Source organism: Paenibacillus catalpae, from assembly GCF_900112695.1.
Taxonomy (GTDB): Bacteria; Bacillota; Bacilli; order Paenibacillales; family Paenibacillaceae; genus Pristimantibacillus; species Pristimantibacillus catalpae.
Window position 1 is genome coordinate 473073 of the sequence record NZ_FOMT01000001.1, and the last position, 18623, is coordinate 491695.

General features: G+C 48.5%; 16 protein-coding genes, 2 tRNA genes and 1 riboswitch. Of the genes, 14 read left to right on the forward strand and 4 right to left on the reverse strand.

What is annotated here, in order from left to right; translation table 11 throughout:
• Positions 1-396 precede the first annotated feature (396 nt).
• The 8 genes from BM200_RS01730 (at position 397) to BM200_RS01765 (ending at position 11431) form a co-directional block, all read left to right on the forward strand.
• On the forward strand, positions 397-3465 hold the full coding sequence (locus tag BM200_RS01730; RefSeq protein WP_091180627.1) for a galactose-binding domain-containing protein: 3069 nt from the start codon (positions 397-399) through the stop codon (positions 3463-3465).
• Positions 3466-4097: 632 nt separating this feature from the next.
• Positions 4098-4937, forward strand: a complete 840-nt coding sequence (locus tag BM200_RS01735) for a DegV family protein (protein WP_091180629.1) — start codon at positions 4098-4100, stop codon at positions 4935-4937.
• Between the two features lie 143 nt (positions 4938-5080).
• Positions 5081-5452, forward strand: a complete 372-nt coding sequence (locus tag BM200_RS01740; RefSeq protein WP_091180632.1) for a hypothetical protein — start codon at positions 5081-5083, stop codon at positions 5450-5452.
• 123 nt (positions 5453-5575) lie between these two features.
• The gene (locus tag BM200_RS01745; RefSeq protein WP_091180635.1) at positions 5576-6838 is read left to right on the forward strand and encodes an FAD-binding protein; all 1263 of its coding nucleotides are present in this window, start codon (positions 5576-5578) and stop codon (positions 6836-6838) included.
• A gap of 226 nt (positions 6839-7064) precedes the next feature.
• Entirely contained in the window at positions 7065-7547 is a 483-nt protein-coding gene (locus BM200_RS01750) for an NUDIX hydrolase (protein WP_091180637.1), read from the forward strand.
• Positions 7548-7684: 137 nt separating this feature from the next.
• On the forward strand, positions 7685-8443 hold the full coding sequence (locus tag BM200_RS01755) for a hypothetical protein (RefSeq protein ID WP_091180640.1): 759 nt from the start codon (positions 7685-7687) through the stop codon (positions 8441-8443).
• 141 nt (positions 8444-8584) lie between these two features.
• On the forward strand, positions 8585-10045 hold the full coding sequence (locus tag BM200_RS01760) for a CoA-acylating methylmalonate-semialdehyde dehydrogenase (RefSeq protein ID WP_245772856.1): 1461 nt from the start codon (positions 8585-8587) through the stop codon (positions 10043-10045).
• A gap of 33 nt (positions 10046-10078) precedes the next feature.
• On the forward strand, positions 10079-11431 hold the full coding sequence (locus tag BM200_RS01765) for an aspartate aminotransferase family protein (protein WP_091180642.1): 1353 nt from the start codon (positions 10079-10081) through the stop codon (positions 11429-11431).
• Between the two features lie 59 nt (positions 11432-11490).
• On the opposite strand, the gene BM200_RS01770 is transcribed toward BM200_RS01765, so the two are convergent.
• From BM200_RS01770 to BM200_RS01780, 3 genes are all read right to left on the reverse strand, one after another.
• Positions 11491-11567, reverse strand: a tRNA-Pro gene (locus BM200_RS01770).
• A gap of 7 nt (positions 11568-11574) precedes the next feature.
• A tRNA-Thr gene (locus tag BM200_RS01775) sits at positions 11575-11650 on the reverse strand.
• Between the two features lie 79 nt (positions 11651-11729).
• Positions 11730-11942, reverse strand: a complete 213-nt coding sequence (locus BM200_RS01780; protein WP_091180643.1) for a YrzA family protein — start codon at positions 11940-11942, stop codon at positions 11730-11732.
• A 171-nt stretch (positions 11943-12113) separates the two neighbouring features.
• Positions 12114-12200: riboswitch (cyclic di-GMP riboswitch) on the forward strand.
• Between the two features lie 87 nt (positions 12201-12287).
• Here BM200_RS01780 and BM200_RS01785 point away from each other — a divergent pair.
• A complete protein-coding gene (locus tag BM200_RS01785; RefSeq protein ID WP_091180646.1) occupies positions 12288-14066 on the forward strand; it encodes a methyl-accepting chemotaxis protein in 1779 nt (592 codons plus the stop codon).
• Positions 14067-14159: 93 nt separating this feature from the next.
• Here BM200_RS01785 and BM200_RS01790 read toward each other — a convergent pair whose 3' ends face one another.
• Positions 14160-14684, reverse strand: a complete 525-nt coding sequence (locus tag BM200_RS01790; RefSeq protein ID WP_091180647.1) for a DUF6886 family protein — start codon at positions 14682-14684, stop codon at positions 14160-14162.
• Between the two features lie 172 nt (positions 14685-14856).
• Between BM200_RS01790 and BM200_RS01795 the strand changes: the two genes are divergently transcribed.
• From BM200_RS01795 to BM200_RS01815, 5 genes are read left to right on the forward strand one after another with little or no spacing between them, the layout of a single operon-like run.
• Positions 14857-15810 carry an ABC transporter ATP-binding protein gene (locus tag BM200_RS01795; protein ID WP_091180650.1) on the forward strand — a complete coding sequence of 318 codons (954 nt, stop codon included), beginning with the start codon at positions 14857-14859 and terminating at the stop codon, positions 15808-15810.
• On the forward strand, positions 15803-16561 hold the full coding sequence (locus BM200_RS01800) for a DUF2705 family protein (RefSeq protein WP_091180652.1): 759 nt from the start codon (positions 15803-15805) through the stop codon (positions 16559-16561). The genes BM200_RS01795 and BM200_RS01800 overlap by 8 nt, the downstream gene beginning before the upstream one ends.
• Before the next feature lie 44 nt (positions 16562-16605).
• Positions 16606-17001, forward strand: coding sequence for a GntR family transcriptional regulator (locus tag BM200_RS01805; RefSeq protein ID WP_091180655.1), 396 nt, complete (start codon positions 16606-16608; stop codon positions 16999-17001).
• A 5-nt stretch (positions 17002-17006) separates the two neighbouring features.
• On the forward strand, positions 17007-17705 hold the full coding sequence (locus tag BM200_RS01810; RefSeq protein ID WP_091180658.1) for an ABC transporter ATP-binding protein: 699 nt from the start codon (positions 17007-17009) through the stop codon (positions 17703-17705).
• Positions 17702-18460 carry a hypothetical protein gene (locus BM200_RS01815; protein WP_091180660.1) on the forward strand — a complete coding sequence of 253 codons (759 nt, stop codon included), beginning with the start codon at positions 17702-17704 and terminating at the stop codon, positions 18458-18460. The genes BM200_RS01810 and BM200_RS01815 overlap by 4 nt, the downstream gene beginning before the upstream one ends.
• Positions 18461-18623: the final 163 nt, after the last annotated feature.

An 18623-nucleotide genomic window follows, 5' to 3' on the forward strand; every position in this document is an offset into this window, starting at 1 on the left:
TTAGGCCAAGCTTGCCTAAATTCATCCTGGAGGTCGGGCGGTTTTCACTTCCCACAATCTGCTGAAGAAAGCAGATTAATATTTAAAAAGCGGTGCAGGGGATGACCCCAGGCACCGCTATTTTTATGAAATTTCGCGTACGGAGTGTCTCTTTTTTTCGTCAGGTCACAATTTTTACCTAGGAAGTCATTAGCGTGGTAGTGCAAGGCAGGGATAGATTTCTACAATGGCTTATGGAGTCGTATTCGTTCTCCGATACCATGGTGAGTGATTAGACGCAGCTAAGAGTGAGGTTGAGAAGAATATTGTAACCGCTTACCTATTGTGGGAAATGTGATAAGCAAAGGAGGAAGCGTTCGCTAAAGGTTCAAACCCTAATCCATTGGAGGTAATCTCATGTTAAGGAAAACAAGAGGCAACCGGTTGTTCATTTATGTGCTCACTCTGGCTTTACTGGCACTTCAACTGCCGTTTGCGGCGGCTGTATCTGCAGCTTCCCAAACTTATGAAGCGGAATCCGCAACCCGTTCCGGCGGAGCAGTTGCAGCTGCGGATCATACGGGTTATACCGGATCCGGATTTGTAGGCGGCTATACCGACACCAATAAAGGCAGTGCCTCCACCGCATTTTCGGTAAATGCAAGTGCGGCAGGCAGCTACTCAACGGCATTAAGATATTCGAACGGAACAGGCTCAGCCAAGACGTTAAGCTTGTATATTAACGGGATCAAGCTGAAGCAGATTTCTCTTTCGGCAACGGCCGACTGGAACAGCTGGACAACGCAAACGGAGACCGTATCTTTGAATTCGGGCAGCAATACGATAGCGTATAAGTTCGATACAACGGATTCCGGGAATGTGAATCTGGACAATATTGTCGTTAGCGACACTTCCACAGGCACCACGCCATCCGGAACAAATTTGGCTCTGAACAAATCGATCGTTTCAAACAATAATTACTCCGGCTTCGCCGCGACAAACGCAGTTGACGGGAATGCCTCCACTTATTATGAAGGTGCTGCCAACTCGTATCCGAATACCCTCACCGTAGATCTCGGAAGCGCGCAAAGCGTCAACTCCGTTGTCCTGAAGCTTCCAGCTTCTTGGGGTACGAGAACTCAGACGTTATCTGTCTCAACAAGCACAAACAATACGACTTACAGCACGGTGGCTGCTTCCAACACGTACACCTTTAATCCGACTTCAGGCAATGCGGTTACGATTTCCTTCACAGCAGCTTCCGCGAGATACGTCAGAGTGAGCATGACAGCGAACTCCGGCTCTACGGCTGGTCAAGTCTCCGAGCTTGAGGTGTACGGAAGCGGGGGTACCGTAACTCCTCCAACTTCACCGGCTGGAACTTACGAGGCGGAAGCAGCCGTATTATCCGGCGGCACTGCTGTTGCAACAGATCATACGGGCTACAGCGGAATCGGCTTTGTAGGCGGTTTTATTGATTCGAATAAAGGCAATGCATCGGCGACCTTTAATGTAAACGTGGCGGCGGCAGGCAGCTATAACGTTGCGTTAAAATATGCAAACGGCTCTACTGTCGCGCAGACGCTTAGTCTCTATGCGAATGGAATAAAAGCCGCCCAGACGTCTCTTCCGGCTACCTCTAACTGGGATACCTGGAGCACCAAAGCCGATACGGTAACGCTAAATGCCGGCAACAACACAATCATGTACAAATATGATACGACGGATACCGGTAATGTGAATATCGACAAATTGGATGTCGAGCTTGTAGTGACACCGCCAGTGACGCCGCCGCCAGCGGGAACGTACGGGGCAACTATGCCTTATGACACGTACGAAGCAGAGTCGGTCACGTACACAGGGGCTCTTGTGGGTCCGAATACAACTTTTGGTCATATCGCATCGGAAGCTTCCGGCCGTAAAGCCGTGCAGCTGACAGCTGCCGGCCAATATGTGCAATTCACTTTGGCAAAGGCGGCTAAAGGCGTAACTATTCGATACTCGATTCCGGATAACGCTGCAGGAACAGGCATTGATTCTGCCATCAGCATGTATGTTGGCGGTACGCTATTCAAAGATATCAACCTGACGTCCAAATACAGCTGGAACTATGGCGCATGGGGAACGGAAGGCGGAGAAATCAGGTGGTCGAATAACCCGAATGCCACACCAACTACACCGCATCACATGTACGATGAAGTATCGGTTGTTCTGAACCAGGAATATCCGGCAGGCACCGTTATTAAGCTTCAGCGGAATGCGACGAACCTGAACTTCGGCTCGACAGCCAATGTAACAGTCGATCTGATTGAGACCGAAGCGATCCCGGCAGCATTAACCATGCCGTCCAATTATGTCTCTATCACCAATTATGGGGCAGTAGCCAATGACGGTGCAGATGATACAACGGCGATGAACAATGCGATCAATGCGGTGAAAAACTCCGGCGGAACGTATAAAGGCGTATGGATTCCATCGGGTACTTTTACGCTGAATAACGGGACGAAAGGCGCGGGGTATAATAGCACCGGCACAAGACTGTACCTTGACAGCGGCGTCTCGATGAAAGGTGCAGGGATATGGTATTCGACTCTGTCCGGCAACTATGCAGGGCTCTACTTGCGTGGCGGCAATGTGATGGTCTCTGATTTCAAGATTAGCGCAAATGATCTCATCCGTGATGATTACAACGGCGTTTCCGGCGTGGAAGGGAACGGTACGAATTCTACGCTGACGAACCTATGGATCGAGCATGCCAAGGTTGGCTTCTGGCTTACGAATCAAACGAATAATGCTACAATCTCGAACTCCAGAATCCGTGACGTCTGGGCGGATGGGCTTAATCTCCATTACGGCACTTCAAATACAACCGTTACGAATAACTCAGTCCGCAACAGCGGGGATGACGGTCTTGCGATGTGGTCGGATACTTATCTGAATACCAACAATACCTTCAGCTACAATACGGTTCAAATTCCTACCCTTGCAAACAACATCGCGATCTACGGCGGCAAAGATAACAAGGTCATCGGGAACCTCCTGACGGATACGGTTGTAAATGGTTCGGGGATATCGTTTGGTACAAACTTTAATCCTCCGTCAATGACAGGTACTTTGACTGTTCAAGATAACGTGCTTATCCGAACCGGTTCCTATCATAAAGATTATGGCTACCAGATCGGTGCCATCTGGGCGTATTGGCTGAATAACAATGGCAAGGCACAAAACTTGTCGGTGACGGTATCCGGCAACACGATTCAGGACAGCGTTTACTCCGGTATATTTATTGAAGAACCGGCTCCCAATATTTCGGTAATCTATGCTTCGAACACGATTGTTAATGCTGGAACTTACGGGATTTATATCAGAGGAACAGCAACCGGCAGTTCGGCCTTCAACAATAATACGGTGAACGGTGCGCCATCCGGTAAATTCTCTAATACTTCAAGCAGCTTTACGGTAACAGGCTCCGGCAACAACTGGTAATCGTCTAGTGAAAAGAAGAGGCCGTCTCAAAAGAGGGTCGCTCGCTAGAGATACGGCTCGCATCCGTGTATTTTTTTGTTTGTCATTTCGGCATTTCATTGACAGGTTAATGGCAAACGGAGCGTTTTAATGATTCTGAAGAACCGTCAGCGTTCGCTTTTGTGAGGGGATTCCAACCTTACCAAGTTAATTCAAAGGAATCCAAAAATAAAGAGGGTGCCCATAAGTCATTAACATGACTTATGGGCACCCTCTTTATTTTTGGAGATATCTCCGCTATTTGGATATGGCTCTATGTACTTATAACCGAATATCCCATTATTTAACCTGTTCCTCTCGGATACAGCCATGCGATAATAACGGAGGCCATAGGTATAAAGTTCCATTCGGGAATAGTGAAACCAATTGCAGGAACCCACGTATTGTTCGTAGTTTGTTTTTACATGAATCATCACGATGGCCAGTACGGCCATTATGGTGATAATTCATAAGTTTATGCTTACGAAGCATGAATCATCACGATGGCCTTATGGCCATTATGGTGATAATTCATAAGTTTATGCTTACGAAGCATGAATCATCACGATGGCCTTATGGCCATTATGGTGATAATTCATTTGAGGGGGCTAAATATGCCTGGCATCAGGATAGTTACTGATTCCACAACAGATTTGCCGAAGGAGCTGCTCGACCAGCATGAAGTGGAAGTCATTCCTCTGTCGGTATATGTGAATGGAGAAACCTACGAAGATAATGTTACGATTTCTCCGTTGGAATTTATTCAAAAGATGAAGCATGCCTCCGAATTGCCGAAAACCTCTCAGCCAGCGGTTGGTGTATTTCTCGACTTGTATGACCGGCTTGGCAAGGATGGGGACACGATTATCTCCATTCATATGACAAGCGGTATGAGCGGCACTTATTCCACTGCATGTGCTGCAGCAGAAATGTCCTCCAGTAACGTTGTTGTTATTGATTCGCAGATGATCTCTCAGGCGCTGGGATTCCAGGTCATTGAAGCTGCGAAGATGGCTCGTGAAGGATTGACCGTTCAGCAGATCAAATCCAGACTGAAAAAAATGCTCGATAATACCTCATTATTAGTCGTCGTTGATACGTTGGAAAATCTCGTTAAAGGCGGCCGCATCGGCAAAGCAACAGGGTGGATCAGCTCCGTGCTGAGCATCAAGCCAATTGCCATGCTTAAGGAAGGCGTATACACGCCGGTTACGAAGGTCCGGACCTCATCCCAGATTATTAAAAGTTTATTGGAACGTTTCAAGAGCGATACCGAAGGCAAAGAGATTACCGAAATTGGTATCTCGCATGCCGATAACCTAACTTTGGCCGAGCGGCTTCGGGAAGAGATTAGCCGGATCACAGCTGCTCCAGTCCGTATTCGCCCGGCCACTCCGGTCATTACGACGCATACCGGTCCGGGGGCAATCGGATTTATGTATTGTGCGGAATAAAGAGAAGGGCTGTCTCTACGAACAAGAGGCAGTCCTTTTCTCTATTCGGTGAAGCGCGAGGATCTGAAAACTTTGACGAATTTTGTTGATTTTTCGCAAAGATTTGGTATTATATTGACGAGTTCATGGGGGGAGTCGATTGGGTGTTCCGTATTTCTTCGTTAACAGAGAAGGGCTTTAAATATCATGCGCTGCCCCAGGGCTTGCAAATGCTGGACAACAGGCTGACTATACAGCTGGAAGGCGTGGCAGAGGAAATAAACGCAAGGCTTAGCTTCAGCTTTCAAAGCCGTGAATGGACCATTGATCAAGTCGTGGAAATCGGCGCTCACATCCATAAGGAATGGACAGCATCAAAGTTAACCGAAGAGATAGAGCGGATTTTTGAATGTCAGCCAGAGCTCCTTGAAGAGGGCATGAGGCTGATCGGGCGAATCGATGAGATGAACCAGATGGATGAAGAGGAATTCGAAGCAGCTTGCGAGCGCGGCGAATTTGAAGATATTATCATGTAATGGACTAACCGGCCTTCGACACTAGGCTGGTTATTTTATTTTCCCCGGGAGCAGGAAAAGAAGGTCGGATGGTAAAAGACTATAAGTGGACTTTATCATCCTGAATGACTGGAGAGTGCGGTTGTGGCAAAAGAACGGAATTGGGCTGGCAATTTTACCTATAATGCCCTCGAATATCTTTATCCCGAAAGTGTAGAACAAGTGCAGGAGATTGTCGTACGAAACAGCAAGCTAAGAGTGCTGGGCTCGAGACATTCTTTTAACGGAATTGCAGATTCGCATGCTAGCATGATATCGCTTCAGAAGATGAACCGTGTTCTTGCCTTAGACAAAGTGAATAACCGAGTAAAAGTTGAAGGCGGCATCCGTTACGGGGAACTTGGCGAATATTTGTATCAAGAGGGTTATGCGCTTCATAATCTGGCCTCGCTGCCACATATTACGATAGCCGGAGCAATTGCTACAGCCACCCATGGCTCTGGCGACCGTAACGGCAATCTTGCAACGGCTGTATTTGCCCTTGAGATTGTTAAAGCCGATGGAACGCTGGCTGTATTTACCCGTGAGGATCAAGACGGCAAGTTCAATGGGGCCGTAGTTGGTTTAGGGGCTTTGGGCGTTGTGACAGCCATAACGCTGGACATTCAACCCGTCTTTGAGATCAGTCAATATATCTACGAGAATCTTCCTCTGGCACAGCTGGAGAATAATCTGGATACGATTTTCTCAAGCGCATACAGCGTCAGTCTCTTTACGGACTGGACAGATTCTACCATTAATCAAGTGTGGCAAAAGAGATTGGCTGATGCGAATACGGCAGCTGCGGAAGCTGAGTTCTTTGGTGCCAGCCTGGCAGAAGCGAAGCGCCATCCGGTGCCGGAGCAGACGGCGGAAAATTGCAGCGAGCAATTTGGCGTTCCGGGTCCATGGCATGAACGGCTGCCGCATTTCCGGATGGATTTCACGCCAAGTGCCGGTGAAGAAATACAGTCGGAGTATTTTGTAGCACGCCAGGATGCCTATCATGCTCTGCGCGCCATTCATGAACTTGGCGAGCAGATCACGCCGCTTTTATTTATTTCGGAGATTCGCACCATCGCAGCCGATCATTTGTGGATGAGCCCGAGCTATAAGCAGGATAGCGTTGGATTCCACTTCACCTGGAAGCCGAATTGGGAGGCTGTGAAACAAGTACTGCCACTTATTGAGGCTAAGCTTGAACCTTTTAACGCTCGCCCGCATTGGGGCAAGGTGTTCACCATGCCGGCTGAGCGTGTCCAATCGTTGTTTGAGAAGCTTCCGGAGTTCCGGCAATTATTGTTGGAATGCGATCCTGACGGGAAATTCCGGAATGATTTCATGAATGAGTACGTTATGAAAAAGTAGTTCGGAAAAACGAGTCTCTGATGAGGCTCGTTTTTTTCCTTCTGACGTTTTGTTGGCTGAAACTGATCCAAAATGATGATAGTGATATGATGGAAAAATCAGTTGCTTTTTATGGTAAATATAGGGAAGATAAAGAGATTAATATATCCAAAATAAGCGAGGCGGGTAAATCGGATCTCTTTTATTGATCGTCGCTTAAGCTAATCCTTGTAAGGAGGTTATGTCCATGACAATGCCCACTCATATCGTGGCGGTAGGCGGTTTTGTAGAGAATGAGCAAGGCGATATCTTGTTGGTGAAGACACAGCATGATGGATGGGTATTTCCCGGGGGACAGGTGGAAGCCGGGGAAAATTTGACCGATGCCCTTATGCGCGAAATCCGCGAAGAGAGCGGGATGGAATGTGTTGTCTCCCATCTGATTGGCGTGTATTCCAATACAGGCACGTATAAATGGCATGATGGAGTAACGGATGTGCCAACCAAGCTGATGCTGGATTTTGCATGCCGTCCAATAGGCGGTTCCTTGCAAACCTCCGAAGAAACGTCTGAGGTTTGTTGGGTTCAAAAGGAGAAGGTGCTTGATCTGATCCATTTACCGGCGATCCAGACAAGGTATCAGGCTTACTTGGATTTTGACGGCACGATCCCGTATTTGGAATACGTGACGAAGCCGGATTTTATTATCAAACACGACAGGAGAATCTAGCGCTATGGACTGTCTAGGCTGCCGCATTGCGAATGGGATTGAACCGGATGTAAACATCGTTTATGAGATGGAGCGGAGAAGCGTTTGCGTAAGACGAGGGACCGTATCCTTCAATTCAAAAATAAGGAGGCCCTTAAATGATGGCATCCGATGGCATATTGAAAGTGTGGAGAAAATTTGATCGCTTTCCGATGGAGACATTGACCAAAGTCTGGTACTTTCAGAAAGACACGGCAAGAAAACAAAGAGAAGTCTCTTTAATGAAGGAGCATTATCAGCAATACGGGATAACCGGCAATTGCTTTGATCTCGCCTTATGGCTGCTGCATGAATTTGATCAAGACGGCATTGAAGCCTATCCGGTCGGACATGATTTGGGAACGCCTCATGCCCATGTTGCAGTCATTGCCATGAGCGAAGAAGGTCATCGCTATTTTTGCGACTTGGGGGATCAATGGCTGAACCCGGTACTTATTGACTCCGAGAGTAAGAATTATCGTTCAGACAGATTACAAGGCTTCTTTCCTGCAGCGGAAATCCAAGTGAATTCAGAGGGCTCCTTGCTTACGGTTGAGTACCATCGACCAAACGGAAAGGTGAGCAGTCAGGATTTTCATACAACTCCGGTTGCAATCCCGGATTTCCTGAAAGCCGCAGAAATCTCCCAGAATACGATTAAAGACAAGCCTTTATTAGAATGCCGAGTCCCAAGGGGCGACGAGATCGCGCATTGGGAGTTTTATAACTGGAACAGTGTTCTGAGTACAACGCAAGGATTATTCCATGAGACAGCAGCAGAGAATCTGGAACAATGGTGCACGAGAATTCATCAGAGAACGGGGTATGATCAGCAAGTTCTCTTGGAAGCTCTGCATATCTATGATAGCATGCGTTAGCCGCCTATTCCCGGGCGGTTTTTTTCTGACGTTCAGGTTGAAAAAGCCCTCTAACTTCGTTACATTCTGTCTAATGAAAACGGTAATATCCGGACCTATACTAGACATATATAGCAAGAGAATGAAGGGCGGGTGGTTGGTGTGCCGCAGTCTCAATCGGCTGAGTTGACGATTCGGAATTGGATAGGCGGGCAATGGGTAGAGCCGGCGGGCGGACGTTATGAAGAGGTGCCAAATCCGGCAACTGGAGGGCTTCTCGCACAGGTGCCCTATTCAGGGCCGGAGGATGTGGAGCGGGCCGTTCGGGCGGCTCAGCAAGCTTTCGAAGACTGGCGAGAGGTGGCCGTTCCGAGAAGGGCTCGGATTCTCTTCAAATACCAGCAGCTGCTGACCGAACATTGGGATGAGCTTGCCAGACTCATTACGACCGAAAATGGCAAAAGCTACACGGAAGCCCATGGCGAAGTGCAGCGGGGAATTGAATGCGTGGAGTTCGCAGCCGGGGCGCCGACCTTAATGATGGGCAGCCAGCTTCCGGATATTGCAACAGGGATTGAATCCGGAATGTATCGCTATCCGCTTGGTGTTATCGGCGGGATTACGCCATTCAACTTCCCGATGATGGTGCCATGCTGGATGTTTCCTCTGGCCATCGCTTGTGGTAATACATTTGTACTCAAGCCTTCCGAACGCACGCCGCTCTTGGCGAACCGTCTGGCGGAGCTGTTCAAGGAAGCGGGATTGCCGGATGGCGTATTAAACATCGTGCATGGCGCGAGGGACGTGGTAAATGGACTGCTGGAAAATAAGCAGGTCAAAGCGATCTCCTTCGTTGGCTCGCAGCCAGTTGCGGAGTATGTGTACAAGACTGCAGCTGCCCACGGTAAACGCGTGCAGGCGCTCGCCGGAGCGAAAAACCATTCGATCGTTATGCCGGATGCGGATATGGGGCCAGCCGTCAGCAATATTATTGCGGCAGCCTTTGGTTCGGCAGGTGAACGTTGTATGGCTTGCGCGGTCGTGGTTGCCGTCGGGGATGCAGCGGATCAGCTGCAGCAGCGGCTCGTTGAAGCTGCAAATCAGATCAAGATCGGCAATGGCCTTGACACAGACGTCTTCCTTGGCCCGGTCATCCGTCAGGAGAACAAAGATCGGACAATCCGTTACATCGAGCTAGGCGTTAAAGAAGGAGCGCAGCTGATACGTGACGGACGGCTGGACACGGTAAGTGAAGAGGGGTATTTTATCGGTCCTACCATTTTTGATCGTGTTACACCTGCAATGACCATCTGGAAGGAAGAGCTGTTTGCACCCGTACTTGCGATCGTGAGAGCGGACACGCTGGAAGAGGCGATAGCGATCAGCAATCAATCGGAGTTTGCCAATGGTGCCTGCCTGTATACGGACAGTGCGAAGGCTATCCGACAATTCCGCGAACAGATTGATGCCGGCATGCTGGGAATTAATCTGGGAGTCCCGGCACCGATGGCGTTTTTCCCGTTTTCCGGTTACAAAAATTCCTTCTATGGCGACCTGCACGCCAATGGCCGCGACGGAGTCGAGTTTTATACACGCAAAAAAATGGTGACTGCCAGGTACTAATCACTAATTGGAAGTGGAGAGGAGTACGACCAGATGTCCAATAATCAGGAAGAAGCGGATTTGATCGCCAAGGATCGTCAATATGTATGGCATGCGATGACGCCTTATAATGAGCAAGCACCGCCGATGGTTGTTTCGGAGGGGCAGGGCTCATGGATTACCGATAACCGGGGCAACCGTTATTTGGACGGAATGTCCGGCCTATGGTGCGTGAACGTTGGCTACGGCCGGGAGGAGCTGGCGCGCGCGGCATATGAGCAGCTCAAGCAGCTATCGTATTATCCGCTTACTCAAAGCCATGAACCGGCAATCCTTCTGGCAGAGAAACTGAATGAATGGCTGGAGGATGATTATGTCATCTTCTATTCGAACAGCGGATCTGACGCCAATGAAGTGGCATTCAAGATAGCGAGGCAATACCATGAGCAGACCGGTGCCCCTGGCAGGTACAAGTTTATTTCGCGATACCGGGCGTATCATGGCAATTCGATGGGGGCACTCGCCGCAACCGGGCAAGCTCAGCGCAAATATATGTACGAACCGCTTGCCGGAGGCTTCCTCCACGTCCAGCCGCCGGACAGCTACCGCCGTCCCGAAGGAATGACGGTTGAACAGTTTAATCTGCAATGCGCGCAAGCAATTGAAAATACGATTATATGGGAAGGCCAGGAGACGATAGCAGCGGTTATTATGGAACCGGCGATTACTGGCGGGGGAGTGATTGTGCCTGAGCCAATCTATCTGGAGACGGTCCGGGACATCTGCACGAAGTACGGAGTCTTGCTTATTATGGACGAAGTAATCTGCGGGTTTGGACGCTCGGGCAAGAAGTTTGGCCATATGAATTACGGCATCAAGCCGGATATCGTGACAATGGCGAAAGGACTCACCAGCGGTTATCTGCCATTGTCGGCAACCGCGGTGCGCAAAGATATCTATGAAGCTTTCAAAGGCAAAGAAATGTACAGCCACTTCCGTCACCTGAATACATTTGGCGGATCACCCGCAGCATGTGCGCTTGCACTCGCTAATCTCGAGATTCTGGAGCGGGAACAATTGGTTGAGCGGTCTGCTGCTCTTGGCGAGCGGCTCATAAAAGAGCTTGCCGTATTGAAAGAGCATCCTGTTGTTGGGGATATACGCAGCTTTGGATTCCTCATGGGGATTGAGTTGGTTAGCGACAAGCAAACGAAGGAGCCCTATCCGTTGTCCGGTGTTGTCCGGATTATAGGGGAGTGCAAGGCGAAAGGGCTTATTATAGGCAAAAACGGCGATACCGTCGCAGGCTACAATAATGTGCTTACGATCAGCCCGCCGTTGTCATCTACGGATGAGGATGTCACTTTTATCATTCAAACGTTAAAGGAAGTTTTCCGTCATATATAACGAATAAAGAAAAACAAAAAAAAGCCTGACATGATCAAGCTTCCTGCGTGTTTGCTCTATGGTCGGGACGACACGATTTGAACATGCGACCCCCTGGTCCCAAACCAGGTGCTCTACCAAGCTGAGCTACGTCCCGGAAAAAATGGTGCCGGCGATAGGAGTCGAACCCACGACCTACTGATTACAAGTCAGTTGCTCTACCAACTGAGCTACACCGGCATATTGTTTTTGTGTCGGGCACAAAACGTATTATGCCACAGCCTGTACGGATTATGCAAGCCTTTTTTTGAAAAAAGTTTTAGAGCTTTTTGGCCTTGAAATGTACGACCGCACTGAACAGCATTTTGCCGGTAATTGAGTTAAATGCGGCTTGATGCTGAACTTGATGGACCTGCAGCAGCAACGCTTTATTATTCTCGATCTGCTGCTCGATCTTCAGCTCCAACGTACGCAGATCACTTGCTTGAAAGAACTCTACTTTATCGTCTATTAGATCCAACCGAAATTCCATTATACATTACTCCTGTCTATGTGATTATTAGAATCTATTATAGCGTTTTCGTATTCCATTTCAAAGAGATGAGTCTAAAGTCTGGCGGTATGGGAATAGTGGCAATTTTTGTTTACAAATAGGTAGATATATCCTAAACTAGTCCTTGTGTGTCGAAAATAGTCGTAAATAAACTGAAAAAGGCAAACTTGTCGAAAGGCAAGGACGCAAAGTTATGGGCCTAATGTTGGAGAAAACGATGGCTGCCAGACCGCCGGACGCAGGACATAGTGCCTTAATCAGCTATCCGTGAAGTCCAGGACGGATAGCTTATTCTTTTTTCAGTGACAGCGAGGAGAGACGGGGATGAAGGAAAGGGTTAAGAAGGCATTACAATGGCTAAGCTCCAGAAATCAGTTGCTCGGAGGCAGACGGAAGATAGGAGTCAGACTGCTCCTGTTAACCGGTATCATTACGTTATTTAACGTAGTGGCAGGTGCGTTTATTTACACGCAAAATTTGTCGGTATCTCATGCAGTCAAAGAGGCAAATACGTTAACAAGCGCGCAGCGGGAGTATGAGGGGATATCCAATACGCTGCTTCAGACGTTGCTCTTGATGATCAACTCCATCGAGAATAACAATGACACTGAGAATGCAGAGGCAGTAGATCCAAAAGAGCGTTTGGCGGATATGCCAAGTCAGCTGGAGCATTTGAAGGAGACCTTCGCCAAGCTCGACCGCATGTTCCCGGCAGAGGCGGAACAGCAGACTTACATCGGACAGGCTAATATCTATGAGATTGCCTACAACGATTTAAAGAGCTCGAATGTCACTCAGTTTGAGAATGTGACAGCCGAGATGAAATCGGCACTCGTGCTGAGGCTTGTAAATATTTATTTGAATGAGCTGGAGTTTGCGAACCAGAATGTGAATGGCCGGATTACAGTGGATGCGGCGCATACGGATAAGAATCTCTCCGACAGTGTGGATACAGCTAATATTATTATTCTGATTAATGTACTGATTCTGGCTATCATTCCATTCCTGTTTACAATGGGGCTTGTGAGGAGCATTAAAGCGGGTCTTCAAGGTATTATGGGCCGCATTCATGCGTATCAGCATAATGATTTCACTTATAACAAATCGCTCGAACGGAAAGATGAATTTGGCGATATTGACCGTTCGCTTGCCGCAATGGGCGATAATTTGAGAGCCACGGTCAAAGCGACGCTCAGCGTCAGCCAGACGGTGCTTCAAATGTCGAACCAGATGGGCGAGATGATCGGGCGCAACCGCACGGCCTCGGAAGGGGTAAAAGGGCAGATTGATCTTGGAACGACGGTCCTGCTGTCCCAGTATGATGATGCTACTTCCATCTCCGCCGTAACCGAACAGATCTCGGCAAGCTCGCAGGAGATTGCAGCTTCCAGCGATTATATCAACAAGGATATGCAGCAGATGAGAGATGATTCGCATACGGGCTCGGTTGATATGGAAGGCGTAGTACAGATGGTTAATCAGACGGTAGAGCAATTTAACCAGGTTACCGAAGCCTTTAACCGGATCACGGAGCGTTACAGCAATGTCTCGAAATTTCTTCAGAGCATCCAGGATGTGAATACGCAGACTAACCTGCTGTCGCTGAATGCTTCAATCGAGTCCGCGCGTGCAGGCGAGCATGGCCGCGGCTTTGCGGTAGTAGCCGAGGAAATTCGCAAGCTGTCGGGTCAAACCGACCTTATCTCGAAGAACATCTCGAAGGAAATGCACCTGATTCAAGAGGACGTAGCAACAAGCAGCAAGAGCATGGGGGCCTTCGCCGAAGTGATCTTCTCTACGAAGCAGGCTTCTATCGCGGCAAGCGACGTATTCAGGGGGCTGGAGAAACAGAGTAACACGTTGTCTGAACAGGTTAGCGAAATATCGACCGCAATCAACGAGATTACGACAGGCATTACGCATATCGTTACCGCAGTAGACAAGCTGCTGCAGACCTCGTCGGACGTGAACGGCAAAATGGAGCAGATGGGTCATCTGTCTGTTGAGCAGAATAATATCTCTGACGATCTGCAAGGAATGGCGCAAAATCTGCAGCAATCCTCGTATGAGCTGAAAGAGAAAGCGGCCATCTTTAAAGTTTAATTCCACTTTTATTACCTATGCATAGGCTGTTATCCAAAGGTTATCGCGAAGATGCCTCGAGGAGAACAGCCTTTTCTTTTGTTTATGGAACGTTTAAGGAGTTTTGTGAGCTTTCGCATTCTGGAACCGGTGTATCCCGAAATCAGTGAGGGATGAGCTTAAGATAGCCTCTCTAAGCGGGTGCAGATCCGGAGTAAAGCGAACCTCGATGCCATGCTTCATGAGAAGATCGAGCAGATGAGGAAGCGGCTGTACCGTTATAGGGGTCTGGGTTTCCGTGGAGGTGTAGTAGCCGGCGCATTCATCAAATAATACAAAAGATTCAGGCCGCAGCTCGTACCGGTACAATGTCGTTTGCTTCATCCGTTCATACCAGCCTGTCTCTACCGTAATCACAATGTCAGAAGAAGTTGTACCAAAAAACTTCTGTTCATCCTCCGCCGTAATTCGAGCAGACCGCGTAAATACAATTCGGGGACAATCCCTTGGGAAGAAAAACGTAAATTGATGCTCCTCATCAATTGCCCATACAACAGGCGGCATATCGGTACGGTTTGCTTTCACCCTCGGGACAAATACGTCAATCGAGCTTTCCTCGCTAAAATGAAACAGCTTCACCTTCATAACCTCCGATCGGATTCCTTAGGAGTGCTTATCTATTCTAGAGCAGTCCTTCTAGGCGAACAACTATTTTCCGTAAGAAACGGGATATTTTAATAATGGACCCTTTACAGCACTAATGATCTAGTGTACTATTCAACTATAACACTAATACAAAAGGAGAGGCGCTATGACAACGGCTAAAATTACAAACCCGTCTATCGTGCTTCAATTGGACGGATTGACCAAAAAGATCGGCGGCAAGGCAATTGTAGATGGCTTGTCCTTCGATATTGCAAAAGGCGAAGTGGTTGGCCTTCTTGGACCTAACGGTGCAGGTAAAACGACTACGATGCGAATGATTGTAGGATTGATTGGTATGACAGAAGGGGATGTGCGGATTTGCGGGCAAAGCATCCGTACCAGCTTCGAGCAGGCCATCCGGCATGTCGGCGGGATTATCGAGAATCCGGAGTTCTACCCGTATATGTCAGGCTACGATAACTTGAAGCAATATCAACGGATGACGGCAGGGGTAACCGATGCGCGGATCGCGGAGGTTACAAAGCTTGTCGGCATGCAGGATGCGCTTGGCAAAAAAGTGAAGGCTTATTCGCTTGGCATGCGACAGCGTCTTGGTATCGCTCAAGCGCTTCTGCATGAGCCAAAGCTTCTCATTCTGGATGAGCCGACGAACGGACTGGATCCGGCGGGAATTAAAGAGATGCGCGAATATTTGAAGCAGATTGCAGAGGCTGAAGGAATCGCGATTCTGGTCTCCAGCCATCTGCTGAGCGAGATTGAGCTCATGTGCAGCCGGGTTATTGTGATCCAGGAAGGTAAGCTTGTTACCGTCCGTTCGCTTGGAGAAGCGGAGTCGACGAAGCAAAAGGTTCTGTCCATCTCTATGCAAGTAGGAAATGCGGGGCAGGCTCTAGAGGTGATCAACCGGATGGAAGGGATTATGGCAGCGCAGTCCGATTCTTTCACGAACAAAATCACGTTTGAGCTTCAGCAAGACCAGATTCCTGGCCTGGTGGCAAGTCTTGCGGCGGAAGGCGTAGCTATTTACCGAATTGAGGAAGTGCGAGCGACGCTGGAAGAAGAGTTTATGAAATTAACGGGAGGTAACCGAATTGCGTAATTTTACGGGATTATTAATAAACGAATGGCTTAAGCTCAGCAAGAAAAAATCGTTCTTCGTCGCTTATGCGATACTGGCTGTCGTATTTGGCATAATGGGCTATGCCTTCTATGAAATACAGCCTGACGGACTCACATCGACAGTAGATTTTGCTACAGGTACCATTATGCTGCAGGCAGCGGGGCAGTTAGTACCGGTTCTTGCCGTCCTTGCAGCAGCAGGCAGCGTTACGCAGGAGTACCGCTACGGCACCATTAAATTTCTTCTGATCCGGGCACAAAGCCGCCATAAGATATTGGCATCCAAATACATTGTCATGGTTGTTTATACGCTTACTTTGGTCCTCACCACCGCTGCGCTTGCTGTTGCGGCCGGCTATATCGTCTACGGCGGCGGAAGCGGGGAATCTACATGGACGGATTTTCTCGGCAATATCGCAAGTTTGGCGGTCTACTCGATTGTGTTCGTTACGATGACGTTCATGATCGGCATTCTGACGAAGTCTAACGGCGCATCGATTGGCATCGGCATTTTCTCCATGATGGCAGGAAGCCTTCTTGTTATGCTGCTTTCCCGCTATACGATTACGAAATATTTATTGTTCGCTAATACAGACTTGTCGGTCTATCGCAGCGACGCAGTGCCGATCGAGGGGATGACGCTGGTATTTTCCATTGTTATACTGCTTGTATATATGGCGCTGTTCCTATCCGTCAGCTTTGCCGTATTTAAGAAACGAGACATCGCGTAGGTGATCCGTTTCTGGCCGACAGAAGGAAAGGAGACACAACACCCGTGACAATTGTATTTGACAACAATATGCCGATTTATATTCAAATTATGAATTATGTGAAGAAGCAGATTATTACCGGCAAATTAAGCCCCGGCGACAAAATCGAATCGGTGCGGGACCTTGCTCTTGAGCTGCAAATCAATCCGAATACGATACAGCGTACGTTCCAGGAGCTGGAACGGGAAGGCATTGTAGAAACGAGACGAGGACTTGGCCGATTTGTGACAAGTAAGGAGTCGACGATTATGCAGATAAAGAAAGAAATGGCAGGCGAGCTGCTCGAACGATTTGTGCAAGGAATGAAGGAGCTTGGCTTTGGCAAGGACGATATCATCGCCATCGTAAAGGATGCCGTGAAGGACGGCAAAGAAGCCAATCATCCTGACAGGAGTGAATAAGAGACGTGGAATCGATTTTGGAACTATCGGGCGTAACGAAATCTTATGGCGCCAAGCGGGCACTTGATCATGTTTCTTTTAAAGTTCAGCCCGGCAAAATAATAGGCTTGCTAGGCAGCAACGGCAGCGGAAAGAGTACTTTAATGAAGATAGCCGCTGGTCTCATGCAGCCCTCGTCGGGCCAATTGCTCATTTGCGGGGAGCCAAGCGGATATCGGACGAAGGCTTTGACATCTTTTATGCCGGATAAGCCGCTGACGGAATCATGGATGCGTGTCAAAGACGCGATCGGCTTTTACCAGGACTTCTACGCGGATTTCGATGCGGCGAAAGCCGATGAAATGCTGCAGTTTATGAATCTGAAGCCATCCGATAAAATCAGCACGCTGTCCAAGGGGATGAACGACCGGATGCAGCTGACGCTGGCTCTGTCCCGCAATGCGAAGCTGTACCTGCTGGATGAGCCGATTGGCGGCGTAGATCCGGTAGCCCGCGAGAAGATACTGGATGCCATCGTGAAATATTACAACGAAGACAGCTGTCTGATTATATCCACCCATTTGGTGCGGGACATTGAACGGATCTTTGATGAGGTTGTCCTTATTAAGAACGGGAATATTGTCCTTCAGGAGGAAGTAGAGACGATCCGTTTCTCACAGGGCAAGAGCGTGGATGAGCTGTTTAAAGAGGTGTTCGCCGAATGATGAATCTGCTTAAGCTGGTCAAATATGACTGGAAACGAAACGCTGGTTTCATGCTTGTCCTGGGCGCTTTGTTCGTGCTGGTCGAAGCGGGATTAACGGTGTACGGCGGAATTAAAAAATTGGATAATGAGTTCGTTTATGTGCTTTCCTTTGTTTTTTATCTTGCGGTAACGATCATGGTTTGCGTGACGACCTGCAGAACCTACGAGCACAATCTCCGATTCTTTAACCGCCGATTGCTTCCGCTGCCGGGACTGTATACGATCCTGTCGCCTTTAGTATTAGGGTTTGGAGGCCTTGCTGTTATTGGAGTTATCGGCGTGCTTCATCTCCTTGCTATGGGCATGGTCTGGGATAATGGCATATTGATGATTTCGGATGTACTGGGGGAGAGAGGCTTCTGGTCGATGCTGGTATCCTGTACGATGTTTATTGTCGTTATATTTCTAAGCATAACGGTTGCGAAATTATTTATAGGGAAAAAGGGAGTCTGGATTGGCATCGCCCTGTTTTTTGTCGTGCAGCTGGTGTTTGATTGGCTGGAGAATCTGCTGTTCCCGAATATGGCCGTTTCTACCGATCAGTTCTTCGAATCGGTTAGCGTTCGAGTCAGCGATTCCGCGAATGCAACGATTCACGTGCAGGCAACGGTCACGAATTTCTGGGGACCTATTATCTTTGAAACCGCCGCAATTGTCGCAATGATTTGCATCATGAATTACTTGATCAACCGGAGAATTCAAACCGGAGGATAGAGAGTTGGTTAAGAGAGCTTCTGAAGGTGCCAAGCGCCTAAAGAAGCTCTTTTTTTGTCAGAAATTGATGCTTTCGCCCTATTCTTTCAGTTGACGGTCGCTTGCTGAAAGTGTTTCAATTAAGTTTGATCAGAGTTGGACGGATGAAGGTGAAGGGAGAGAC

What these genes read in the sequence shown, in the direction of transcription:
- BM200_RS01750 (WP_091180637.1), top strand. Translation starts at nt 7,065, where the DNA reads ATGACAATGCCCACTCATATCGTGGCGGTAGGCGGTTTTGTAGAGAAT.
- BM200_RS01755 (WP_091180640.1), top strand. Translation starts at nt 7,685, where the DNA reads ATGATGGCATCCGATGGCATATTGAAAGTGTGGAGAAAATTTGATCGC.
- BM200_RS01765 (WP_091180642.1), top strand. Translation starts at nt 10,079, where the DNA reads ATGTCCAATAATCAGGAAGAAGCGGATTTGATCGCCAAGGATCGTCAA.
- BM200_RS01730 (WP_091180627.1), top strand. Translation starts at nt 397, where the DNA reads ATGTTAAGGAAAACAAGAGGCAACCGGTTGTTCATTTATGTGCTCACT.
- BM200_RS01780 (WP_091180643.1), bottom strand. Translation starts at nt 11,942, where the DNA reads ATGGAATTTCGGTTGGATCTAATAGACGATAAAGTAGAGTTCTTTCAA.
- BM200_RS01815 (WP_091180660.1), top strand. Translation starts at nt 17,702, where the DNA reads ATGATGAATCTGCTTAAGCTGGTCAAATATGACTGGAAACGAAACGCT.
- BM200_RS01735 (WP_091180629.1), top strand. Translation starts at nt 4,098, where the DNA reads ATGCCTGGCATCAGGATAGTTACTGATTCCACAACAGATTTGCCGAAG.
- BM200_RS01795 (WP_091180650.1), top strand. Translation starts at nt 14,857, where the DNA reads ATGACAACGGCTAAAATTACAAACCCGTCTATCGTGCTTCAATTGGAC.
- BM200_RS01785 (WP_091180646.1), top strand. Translation starts at nt 12,288, where the DNA reads ATGAAGGAAAGGGTTAAGAAGGCATTACAATGGCTAAGCTCCAGAAAT.